Raw genomic sequence first — 10,611 nt, forward strand, 5'->3', positions numbered from 1 at the left:
TCTGAAATTATCGATCTTTCGAAGATCACCTCTCCATAAACCAAAATGCTTCGGGTTCCGGGATCGGAATCTCATCTGAAATTGATAGAACCTCATCCACATAAGCCGGCTGCCTCATGCCAACCAGAACTGAAGAGACATACGGGAGTGATGCAGTCATGACGAGTGCCTTGCTGCCGAGCGAAATACCTCTCAGATTCTGTGGCAGGTAGTTATTCAACATACCATGAAGTTTCATGTTGTTCATGTTATACTTTGCAATAACTATTGTATTAAGGATATGGAGAAACTTCCTCATTTCGGAAAGGAAGTTTTGTGCGAGTTCCGCGACGATTGGAGGCATTGATTCATTTTCGATCACGGTTGATTTAATGATTCTAACCCTGGGATTTATGTAAAACTCTATAAGGTCGTTCAATGAAACGGGATTATCGAGGTCATCGAAATTTTTCATCAGGAATTTTGCCATGCCGAAGGAGTCCTTCAGATCAAGATACTTGTCGTATCCTGTGCGCGTCAGCCTTTTAACTTCATGGTAAATGTTTTCGGCGAGTGTATCCACATTTCTGAAACAACTCTGAAGGTCTTTAATATTGTAACTGCCGTCCATGCTGAAGTCTGTTAGTCTTTCAATCCTGTTGTTCACAATTGCATTGAGGGGTCTGTTGATGACCACACCGAGCTCATGTTTTGCAGCGAGTTTGATAACGCTTTTCCCGTTTTCTGCCTGATTTACCAGAGTCAGGCCATCTTTTTCAGTCAGATTCAAGGGAAGCTGAATAACAGAGACGCCGGCATCATTTTTCCCGGCCGGAGAGATTTTTAGAATTTCTTCGAGTGAAGTGAAGTGGCGATGGAAACTCTGTTGTCCGAAGGTGTTGGAAGAGATGCCATAACTTCTGATCCTGCCGGCTTTAATTTCTTCCTCAAGATGCTCAAAGGCTGCTCTTAGTCTTCCGTAATATTCTTTGCGGAGTTTGCTTTGGTCTCTCTCGGTGGAGTACATCAGGAAGTATTCAGGGTTATGCAGAAAGAAGATGTCGAGATAACCACAGTCGAGTCGTTTAAGCGATTCCGTGATCTGATCCTTTAGAAATTCAGGATGAATGCAATGTTTCAGGTCGGGAGAACAATTGATTATCTCGGGATAAGGTGTGCCCTTTGCTTCCCTTCGTTTGAGGTTATCGAGATTTTTCCCCTGGATGTAACCTGCTTTGGAAGAAATTACAAAATTGGCTCTTTTTGAATCGGAAGACTCTTCCATGTCCTTTAGGACTTCGCCAATCAGAAGTTCGCTGTTTCCATCGGAATAATTTGTCGAAGTATCTATAAAATTGATACCGGAGACGAGAGCTTTTCTTAAGGCTTCTGCGTGTGAACGGACTCTTTTATCAATCCGGTACCCGCCAAACCCAAAAACCGGGACTTCAATGCCGGTTTTTCCTAATTTTCTCTTCTGCATGTCTTTTCCTTATACGAGCAATTATTGGAATTCAAATATAATAAATTATTTGCTAATAATTGATTTTCAACAGGTGATGAAATTTTACATTAAAGACACATCCTGATTGAATTAAATTTGCGGGTGAAGATACAATAACTATTTATGAGCGCCGATGATACCGAGATACCTCGCAATAATATTATTTTTAGTTACCATGCCATCGTTCGGGCAATATTTGTCGTATGGAGAGATGACGAAATTACTCGATTTCAAAAGCGATACTTCCCTTATCAAAAGTGAGATGGCGGGTAAAGGGTTCTATTTGAATACAGATGACAGCGATTCAAACGGATTCCGGCTTGTTTTCGAGTCACCTCTCGAAAGCGATGACTATTTTGTAGGAGTGTTTCAGGATCTCAAAAACGACATGTACACAGTGATTGAGTACACAAAGAACCACATCAGATGGGAGGCGTATATTACTGCCTCAAAAGAGAATGGTTATATCTTTTCAGGGATGAAAAATCCCGCAGAGGGGACTACATACTTTACCTACATGAAAGATGAAATGTTGATGGGACTCTTGGTAAGAAGAGATTCCGAGGGAACGAAGTATCAGTTTTCCTTTACCCGGTAAAACAGGTGTGCAGGACAGCCGCAACCTGAGGAACCAAATCCGGGTAGAGGCACATCAAATTCTTTGGAAAGTTTTAATGCCAGTTCGTGTTCATATTCTTTGTGTACCACAAACACCGTTATTTTCTTCACGGGAGCATGTTGTCTTAAGTAATCAATATGCCAATGTGGTTTTGGAGCAGGCCTGAGATGGTGACTAAGCCTTCCTCTTAAACCGCCGGGACCGTAGGCACTTCCGACATAAATATATATTCCCTTCTTGAACAGGATACTCCCCCGTTTACCCGCCTCAATATATCGGGCGGCCGAAAGCTCCAGTTCAAGAAGGTAGATTCCTTTGGTGTCCGGTAAATTATTTTTTTCGAAGGGAGGATCGAAGATTAATTTATTCAAATCAGAATATTCAGATATCAGATCATTGATTTGTTTTCACACTTGTTGCATTCAAATTGTAGCGTAGTGTGGTTTATTCCAAACTTTTCGTGCAGGAGGTGTTCGATTTCCTTCTGCATTTCCGTGGACTCACTGACCGTCATATCATTTACTTCGATGTGAGCCTCAAAATGTGTATCATGATCGTTAAGTCTCCAGATATGGACATGATGAATATTTGATACGGAAGGCAATCCCTCTAGAACACTTTTAATTTCAGTAATATTAATATCGGCAGGGGACGACATCATCACCATGTCCACGGCTTCTTTCACGATTTTGAAAGTTTCATTCAGAATATACAGTGAAATAAGTATGGTTAATACCGGGTCGATCCAGTAAACCTGATAAAAGATGATAAATACTGCGCCAATAATCACAGCCACACTTGAAATTGTATCGCTTAGAAGATGGAAGTATGCAGAGCGGATGTTTATATTATCCTTTGAACCGGCTTTTAGAAGCAGAATACCGACGAAGTTTGCAACCAGTCCGACAGAAGCCACGATCAGCATCAGGGTGCCCTTTATCGGTTCAGGATTTCCGAACCTCTCAATTGCCTCCTTTATCAGGAAAAAACTGATGATTATCAAAGTACTCGCATTGAAAATTGCAGCCAGCACTTCCGCCCTTTTCATCCCAAAAGTGTATTTAAACGATTTTGGTCTCTTGCTCAGTTTCATTGCAATAAGAGTAATGACAATGGCGATGCCATCGCTTAGATTATGCAGAGCATCAGACAGGAGGGCAAGGCTTCCCGAAATAATACCACCGGCAACCTGTACAATCGTAATAAGGAAATTCAATCCGATGGTAATGAAAAGATTTTTCTCGGATGTGGTACCTGCCGAACCGTGGTGGTGGGAATGGTTATGCGAGTGATTATGCGACATTCTGTAATCTCCATCAACAAAAAATTATGGACAAACATCAGGTGATTTCACGGTTCCCTCATCCACTTTGCCAAAATATCTCCTTTGCAGCCACAGAGAGACATTTACCAGACCAATCAGCACGGGGACCTCTACCAAAGGTCCAATCACGGCTGCAAAAGCCTCCCCGGAATGGATTCCAAAAACTGCAATGGCAACTGCAATGGCGAGCTCAAAATTATTGCTTGCGGCTGTAAATGAGAGGGTTGCCGTTTTTGAATAGTCGGCACCAATCTTTTTACCCAGGTAAAAAGATACAAAAAACATGATCACAAAATAAATAATTAACGGGATTGCAATTCTAACAACATCCAGTGGTATTTTTACAATATATTCGCCTTTTAGTGAAAACATGACCATGATTGTAAAAAGAAGTGCAACAAGTGTGATTGGACTGATTTTTGGGATGAACTTTTTTTCATACCACTCTTTTCCGAATGTTTTTAATCCTACAAACCTGGTAATCATACCTGCGAAAAAAGGGATTCCGAGATAAATCAGAACACTTTCCGCAATTTGACCGATGGTTATGTCCACCTTGAAGGTCTGCAATCCAAACCACTCCGGAAGGACCGTGAGAAAGACCCAAGCATAGAGTGAGAAGAAGAGGATTTGGAAAATGGAATTGAAGGCCACTAGTCCGGCCGCATACTCGGTGTCGCCTTTTGCGAGTTCATTCCAAACTATAACCATGGCGATGCATCTCGCAAGTCCGATCATTATCAGACCTGCCATGTAGTGGGGATGATCCGGCAGGAAAAGTATTGCCAAAACAAACATCAGGACGGGACCGATTATCCAGTTCTGAACGAGTGAGAGTACCAACACTCTAATATTTCTGAATACATCAGGAAGCTCTTCGTACTTGACTTTCGCCAGAGGAGGGTACATCATAAGTATCAGACCGATTGCGATAGGGATGTTGGTTGTACCACTCTGATATGAATTCCAAAAGTTGACCACAGAGGGGAACAAATATCCGGAGGCGACGCCTATACCCATCGCAAGAAAAATCCATAATGTCAGAAAACGGTCGAGAAATGAGAGTTTTTTAGTCAGTGAGCTCATTTAAAGTTCTAATTGGTTAAAAAATAAAGTTAAATAAAAATCCTGTCAGCATTATTCCGGTGCCGACAACACCAACAAAAGTCAAAATCAATTGTATTTTCAGCACTTTTTTAAGGATTATCATCTCAGGTAATGACAGTGCAATTACCGACATCATAAAAGCGAGCACGGTACCGAGTGAAGCACCTTTTTCGAGCAGTGCCTGCACAATTGGAATTATCCCGGCAGCGTTTGAGTACATTGGTATCCCAATCAGTACGGAAAGTGGAACTGACCACCATGCAGATTTTCCCATAAAGGAAGCCATGAAGTCTTCAGGTACATATCCATGTATTCCCGCACCAACAGCTATTCCGATAACAACATAAACCCATACCTTTGCAACAATCTCCTTTACAGCTTCGATACCTTTTTCGATTCTTTCGGTAAGAGAGAGCTTTTCATTCTCGAGTTCACCGTTATTTGTTTTTATCTGGTAAACCCAGCTCTCGACATACTTTTCCAGACCAAGCTTCCCGATGATAAAACCTGAAAAGATTGCAATGAACAGCCCTGTGGTTACATAGATCAGAGCGGTTTTCCAGCCGAACAGCCCAAAGAGAAGCACTACCGCCACTTCGTTCACCATCGGTGCGGATATCAAAAATGAGAATGTTACACCGAGAGGGACACCACTTTCAATAAAACCCAAAAAAAGAGGAATCGCAGAACATGAGCAGAAAGGGGTAACAACTCCGAGTAAGCCCGCCAATATATTCCCAAGAAATTGCTTTTTCCCGCCAAGAAGTTTTCGTGTGCGTTCGGGTGAGAACCACGACCTTATGATACCCACAACAAAGACAACTATGGTGAGGAGCAGAAGAACTTTGGGCACTTCATAAATAAAAAAATGAATGGCGGAAGTAAGGTGAGTGCCTTTTTCCAGGCCTGCCATATCATAAACAATGAAGTCAGTGATGAGGGTCAGGTTAAAATAGATCAAACCCCATAAAATTACTGCAACGGGGATTGAATACAGCTTTTTATTCATTTTTAGTGGCTGTTTTCGGTTATCCACTGTTTAAGTGTTTCCTTGGTTGGCAGTTTGCCCGAGGAGACTATTTTACCATTGATCTCCAGACCGGGTGTTGACATAATTCCCGATTTCATTATCTCCATTAGGTCGGTAACTTTTTCAATGTTGGCATTTATATTCATTTCTGCGGCTGCATCGTAACAAAGCTGTTCGAGTTTTTTGCAGTTTGCACATCCGCTGCCGTAAACTTTAATCGTTGTCATATTTTTTTCCTTGGTTAATACCACTTATCAGGGTGGCTGATTTTGAAAACAGATAACTCATTTCCGAAGCAATTTGAATAGATCGCTCGCTGTACTTTTCTGATTCGAGAGGGGTATCATCAAACATTTTTGGATCTTCGTACCTTACGGGAAATCTTTTTTCAGCTCCTGGTATAAATGGACACGCTTCATCTGCATCAGAGCAGGTCATTACAGCAGCAAAATCCCTTTGCGGATTTTCAGGGTGATCATATACTTTTGAAAAACATCTGATCGGAGAGGCTTCATCTGAATAAGAAACAGAATATACCGGGTTAATCTCACCTTCTCCGGTTTCGATAAGGAATCCTTGTTCCTTGAGACAACTGACGGCTCTGGGATTAAAGGCAGTTGCTTCAGTTCCTCCCGAAAAACAATTAATCTCCCTTAGTCCGTTATATACTGCAAAAAACTGCGCCCATATTTGAGAGAGGTGACTCCGTCTTGAATTGTGTGTACAAATGAAAGTCAGATTCACGGGCTGGCCCTTGATTCTTTTGTCTGCAATGTATTCAGCAAATTTGTTCAAAAGGTCTTTTCTTTCTGACGAAATATTCTGTTCCGCGGCAGAAACGGTGCGAAGAGTCAGCTCAATTTTTGGATAGATGTTCATATTGTTTCGTTGATTACCGAAATAATGGATAAATATTTATTTGGCACACGATGTAACTCTGTCAGTCTGCAAAACCTTTTCCTTGTCACTTAAAATTGAGGATTCATCAGATATCCAAAAATCGAGAGAAGAGAGGAGGGCAGATATTCTTTTGTCAGACGGATTCGGGTGAATTTCATAATTTACCCATTTACCATCCTTTTCTTCAATTATGAAGCCATATTCCTTTAATATTTTCAGGTGCTGGGAGACGGTCGAAGTGGCGAGGCTGAGAACATCGGTAATCTCGCAGACGCAAAGAGGCTTAATCTGAAGCATTTTGAGAATACGAAGCCGATTGGGATCGGAGAGTATTTTAAAGAATTTTGCTTTTTCTTCCATAATTCATTTCGTTAGTTAACGAAATATAAGAAAAATCCGGCAATCCAAAAATTATTTCTGTTTTATTCTGTTGCGGCAGCTCAACAGAGTTCTATTTCAACAACAGCATTTTGATACTTCTTCTCTGTCCGGCAAAAGTGACACTTAAGATATAAACACCTGAAGGGAGGTGAGAACCGTCAAATTTGATTATGTGTTGTCCTTGTGGAACAAACTCCGGTTGCTGTGAGTTGACGAGTTCACCCATAATGTTGTAAACAGAAACTTTCACAATCCCGGATTCAGGCAGATAATAACTGATACTGGTTGAAGGATTAAAAGGATTTGGCCAGTTCTGAGAAAGCTCAAATTCAACCGGTATATTGGAGAGATGGCCATCCTCCTTCATTCCCAGGGGTTGTCCTCCCAGATTATCGGTAACGAATATTTCATAGCTGGTCGCCAAAAAGATTTTATTCGAGTCGGTAACACTTAAAAATTGCGGTTCAAAAACATCATCCAACCAGTAAACTCCCAACCAGTTTATACCCCCGTTTGTTGTCACTCTAAAAGGGTATGGATTGTTGGTCGACAGTATCACATAACCGGTATCCTTTGAGATAAAGTCGGCATCGATGATATCATTTGCGTCGTTAAACAGACGGGATTGCCAATTTTTCCCGCTGTTGGTAGTTTTATAAATGGTTCTATTCACTTCGACAAAAACCGTTGAGTCATTAAAACTTTTGATTACACGGTAGGTGCTTGGTGCTTCAGTGAGTGCCGGTTCGTTGAACATTGGAATTCCTTGCCATGATCTTCCTCCTTTGGTAATTCTAATCACATTCCCTTTTAATGTCCCAAATCCGGTGGAATCATTATGCATATAGATACTGCCAAGATAATAACCGTTATCATAGCGATTGATTATTTCCCATGTTCGCCCGTTATTTGTACTCTTCCAAAGGTTTGAAGCGGAAAAACTGCCTTGGATGGAATCAGAGGCAACAAATATTGTTGAGTCACCATACTTGTACAGATATCGGGGTGATTGTGAACCTGAGTTAGATTTGAAAATAGTGGTATATCCGGTTTCAGGAGTAAATCTCAATACTTTTTTTGTCCCCTGGTCTATAAACAGTACTGAGTTGCGGCTCTCAGGATATATATTGCCTGAGAAGCCGTTAAAAGGTTCAATAGGTACCTTTGCACTCCAGGTTAAACCTCCATCGGAAGTGGAAGTGAAATAAATTTTTAGAGGGGCTTTATAAATAAGTTGCCCTTCAAGGCTGTTAAAAAATTTAAGGCTGTAAATCCGGTCAACAAAGTTGGGTTCAACAGGGATAAAAGTGTGTCCTCCATCATTTGAGACCGATAAATTGTCAAGCGAATCTCCGTAAGTAACGGCAATCACTTTCGAGCGGGATGCAAATGAGAGATCGTCAAGGCGGGCACCGGCAGTAAATTGATGCAGCAATTCATAACTCGCAAAGTAGTTTCTGTAGAGACGAAGTTGCAAATTTGCGGGACAATAAACATAAACCGAGTCGGGGGAGGTCATGTGAAAAATCCTCAACACATCCGTTGAAGTGTGTATCTGCGACCATGTTACACCCGAATTTGTAGTTTGATAGACAGCGTTACCGGGTGAGTAGAATGCATTACCGTTACCCCACAAGAAGGCGATATCATAAATATCGCTGCGAGGAAGAATCTGGCTCGACCAGGTTGCTCCTGTATCAATAGAAGTCAACAGATTGACGCCATTTCGCGCGATCATGTTGCCGTTTGGAAATATGGCAATTGCCACATATCCGCTGGAATTAGTCGGCATATTTTTTTCAATCCAGGTGTTTCCGGAATCAAGAGTGAAATGTACCTTTCCCTGTGAGCAGTACATCCCTTCCCGCAGGGAAGAGAACACCATACGGGATGTATTGTATCCGGGCAGGACGCTCCAAGTGTTCCCGGTATCTCTGGAGACATAGTGGCTTTGTTGTCCTTTTAAGAAGATAGTTGAAGGGCCGGTCAGTTGAATTTCTTTAATGTCCTGCCATAGTGCCCCGACCGGAAAGTTATACCGTTTATAAGACATTGTTTGCCAGCCATCGCGGGAAACGAGCAATTCCGGTGACCATCCGGCGGCAACATATAATGTTGTATCCCAAGATGCAGTGGTAAAGATTGAATAGTTCTTAAACTTTGAGAACAGTCTGATGTATTGAGCATCTAATGTAAATGTCAATAGAAAAACCAGGAAAAGAGAAGCTTTTGCTATTCTGAAAACTTTTCCTGATAAATTCACTTTCAAGTTTTTCTGTCTGATCTGCAATATCCCGTTCATAATATCTCCAAATAAAAATATTTTACACAAATATAAAAACAATTTCCGGATAAAAAGCAAATCCCCCGATTTTGCCCTTACAGAGCGACCCCGTTTTCCGTAATTTGCAAAAATGGAAGTAAAAATTTACCAGCCAAATGTGAAACAAAAACCTTCTAAATAAGTAATACCATAGTGAAATCATTCTTGTTTTTCTGTTTGTTAATGTTGTTTGCAATGCCGGCTTTTGCCCAGCCGGGAGATTTCAGGATGGCGCGGGTGAAGTATTCAGGTGGAAGCGACTGGTATAATGACCAGTCGGCGGATATCAACCTGTTGAAATTTCTAAAAGCAAACACGAATCTGAAGGTGAATCCTGAATACAGATTTGCCGATCTGGCGACAGAGGATATTTTCAGTTATCCGTTTCTCTTTATGACCGGTCACGGAAATATCGCATTGACGGATCAGGAGATAAACAATCTCAGGAAGTATCTTGAAAACGGCGGATTTTTGTATGTCGATGACGATTACGGATTTGACAAAGGGTTCAGACGGGAAATAAAAAGGGTTTTCCCCGGTCAGGAATTAAAGGAGATTCCGTTCAATCATAAAATTTACAATATGAAGTATCGCTTTCCCGATGGACCTCCAAAAACTCACAAACACGATGAGAAACCACCTCAGGGTTTTGGTTTGTTTATAGGCGAAAGGATGGTTCTTTTTTATACTTATGAAAGCAATCCCGGTGACGGATGGGCGGATGCAGATGTACACAATGATCCCGAAGAAAAAAGGATTGAAGCCCTTCAATTCGGAACAAATATAGTTTTATTCGCACTTACACAGTAGGCAAACCACCAATATAAGGAGAAAATTATGAGAAAGATAGTTGTTTTGGAATTCATTACCCTTGATGGCGTTTACCAGGCTCCGGGCGGACCGGAGGAGGATACTTCCGGCGGTTTCAAGTATGGTGGCTGGACAGTGCCGTATTTTGATGAATTTGCCGGTACGATAATGGAAGAACAAATGAAACTTCCATTCGAATTACTATTGGGAAAGAAAACCTACGATATTTTCGCTTCCTACTGGCCACAGAACGGCGAAGGCTGGCCGGGTGTGAATGAAGCCCGGAAATATGTTGTCTCTCGGAATGACTTTTCACCCGAGTGGAACAATACCATCCTTCTCAATGACAATGTAGTTGAACGGATTCAAAAATTAAAGAAAGAGGACGGTCCCGACCTGAAAGTCTGGGGCAGTGGAAATCTTGTCCAAACGCTTTTGAAGCATGATCTGGTAGATATCTTGAAGCTCAAAATATTTCCCGTCACTTTGGGGAGTGGCAAGCGTCTGTTTTCGGAAGGCACGATTCCGGCAGCATTTAAAATGGTTGATTGTAAATTTTCGCCAAGTGGAGTTATCTTTGCAGATTATGAACGCGCCGGTGAAGTCAAAACGGGTTCGTTTTAGTAAGAAACAA

12 protein-coding genes are annotated in these 10,611 nt (G+C 41.5%); 3 read left to right on the forward strand and 9 right to left on the reverse strand.

Annotation, left to right across the window (positions count from 1 at the left end):
- Positions 1–25: 25 nt before the first annotated feature.
- A complete protein-coding gene (locus J0L60_04915; protein MBN8545458.1) occupies positions 26–1,462 on the reverse strand; it encodes an aldo/keto reductase in 1,437 nt (478 codons plus the stop codon).
- A gap of 154 nt (positions 1,463–1,616) precedes the next feature.
- Between J0L60_04915 and J0L60_04920 the strand changes: the two genes are divergently transcribed.
- The gene (locus tag J0L60_04920; protein MBN8545459.1) at positions 1,617–2,081 is read left to right on the forward strand and encodes a hypothetical protein; all 465 of its coding nucleotides are present in this window, start codon (positions 1,617–1,619) and stop codon (positions 2,079–2,081) included.
- On the opposite strand, the gene J0L60_04925 is transcribed toward J0L60_04920, so the two are convergent.
- The 8 genes from J0L60_04925 to J0L60_04960 form a co-directional block, all read right to left on the reverse strand.
- A complete protein-coding gene (locus J0L60_04925) occupies positions 2,060–2,473 on the reverse strand; it encodes a GIY-YIG nuclease family protein (GenBank protein ID MBN8545460.1) in 414 nt (137 codons plus the stop codon). The two genes, J0L60_04920 and J0L60_04925, sit on opposite strands and share 22 nt — an antisense overlap.
- A gap of 17 nt (positions 2,474–2,490) precedes the next feature.
- Positions 2,491–3,405 (reverse strand): cation transporter, encoded by a 915-nt coding sequence (locus J0L60_04930; GenBank protein MBN8545461.1) that lies wholly within the window; start codon positions 3,403–3,405, stop codon positions 2,491–2,493.
- Between the two features lie 24 nt (positions 3,406–3,429).
- The gene (gene arsB, locus J0L60_04935; GenBank protein MBN8545462.1) at positions 3,430–4,512 is read right to left on the reverse strand and encodes an ACR3 family arsenite efflux transporter; all 1,083 of its coding nucleotides are present in this window, start codon (positions 4,510–4,512) and stop codon (positions 3,430–3,432) included.
- Positions 4,513–4,528: 16 nt separating this feature from the next.
- Complete coding sequence (locus J0L60_04940) at positions 4,529–5,542, reverse strand: permease (protein ID MBN8545463.1); 1,014 nt, start codon at positions 5,540–5,542, stop codon at positions 4,529–4,531.
- Positions 5,543–5,544: 2 nt separating this feature from the next.
- A complete protein-coding gene (locus tag J0L60_04945) occupies positions 5,545–5,790 on the reverse strand; it encodes a thioredoxin family protein (protein MBN8545464.1) in 246 nt (81 codons plus the stop codon).
- Entirely contained in the window at positions 5,777–6,442 is a 666-nt protein-coding gene (locus J0L60_04950) for a protein-tyrosine-phosphatase (GenBank protein MBN8545465.1), read from the reverse strand. The genes J0L60_04945 and J0L60_04950 overlap by 14 nt, the downstream gene beginning before the upstream one ends.
- Positions 6,443–6,478: 36 nt before the next feature.
- The gene (locus J0L60_04955) at positions 6,479–6,823 is read right to left on the reverse strand and encodes a winged helix-turn-helix transcriptional regulator (GenBank protein ID MBN8545466.1); all 345 of its coding nucleotides are present in this window, start codon (positions 6,821–6,823) and stop codon (positions 6,479–6,481) included.
- A gap of 91 nt (positions 6,824–6,914) precedes the next feature.
- Positions 6,915–9,146, reverse strand: coding sequence for a T9SS type A sorting domain-containing protein (locus J0L60_04960; GenBank protein ID MBN8545467.1), 2,232 nt, complete (start codon positions 9,144–9,146; stop codon positions 6,915–6,917).
- A gap of 216 nt (positions 9,147–9,362) precedes the next feature.
- Between J0L60_04960 and J0L60_04965 the strand changes: the two genes are divergently transcribed.
- The gene (locus tag J0L60_04965; GenBank protein ID MBN8545468.1) at positions 9,363–9,977 is read left to right on the forward strand and encodes a DUF4159 domain-containing protein; all 615 of its coding nucleotides are present in this window, start codon (positions 9,363–9,365) and stop codon (positions 9,975–9,977) included.
- 27 nt (positions 9,978–10,004) lie between these two features.
- Entirely contained in the window at positions 10,005–10,601 is a 597-nt protein-coding gene (locus J0L60_04970; protein MBN8545469.1) for a dihydrofolate reductase family protein, read from the forward strand.
- Positions 10,602–10,611: the final 10 nt, after the last annotated feature.

Source organism: Ignavibacteria bacterium (assembly GCA_017302895.1).
Taxonomy (GTDB): Bacteria; Bacteroidota; Ignavibacteria; order Ignavibacteriales; family Ignavibacteriaceae; genus UTCHB3.

Excerpts from the sequence above, each read along its gene's own strand:
- J0L60_04915 (MBN8545458.1), bottom strand. The coding sequence starts at position 1,462 with ATGCAGAAGAGAAAATTAGGAAAAACCGGCATTGAAGTCCCGGTTTTT.
- J0L60_04920 (MBN8545459.1), top strand. The coding sequence starts at position 1,617 with ATGATACCGAGATACCTCGCAATAATATTATTTTTAGTTACCATGCCA.
- J0L60_04930 (MBN8545461.1), bottom strand. The coding sequence starts at position 3,405 with ATGTCGCATAATCACTCGCATAACCATTCCCACCACCACGGTTCGGCA.
- arsB (MBN8545462.1), bottom strand. The coding sequence starts at position 4,512 with ATGAGCTCACTGACTAAAAAACTCTCATTTCTCGACCGTTTTCTGACA.
- J0L60_04940 (MBN8545463.1), bottom strand. The coding sequence starts at position 5,542 with ATGAATAAAAAGCTGTATTCAATCCCCGTTGCAGTAATTTTATGGGGT.
- J0L60_04945 (MBN8545464.1), bottom strand. The coding sequence starts at position 5,790 with ATGACAACGATTAAAGTTTACGGCAGCGGATGTGCAAACTGCAAAAAA.
- J0L60_04950 (MBN8545465.1), bottom strand. The coding sequence starts at position 6,442 with ATGAACATCTATCCAAAAATTGAGCTGACTCTTCGCACCGTTTCTGCC.
- J0L60_04955 (MBN8545466.1), bottom strand. The coding sequence starts at position 6,823 with ATGGAAGAAAAAGCAAAATTCTTTAAAATACTCTCCGATCCCAATCGG.
- J0L60_04960 (MBN8545467.1), bottom strand. The coding sequence starts at position 9,146 with ATGAACGGGATATTGCAGATCAGACAGAAAAACTTGAAAGTGAATTTA.
- J0L60_04965 (MBN8545468.1), top strand. The coding sequence starts at position 9,363 with ATGCCGGCTTTTGCCCAGCCGGGAGATTTCAGGATGGCGCGGGTGAAG.
- J0L60_04970 (MBN8545469.1), top strand. The coding sequence starts at position 10,005 with ATGAGAAAGATAGTTGTTTTGGAATTCATTACCCTTGATGGCGTTTAC.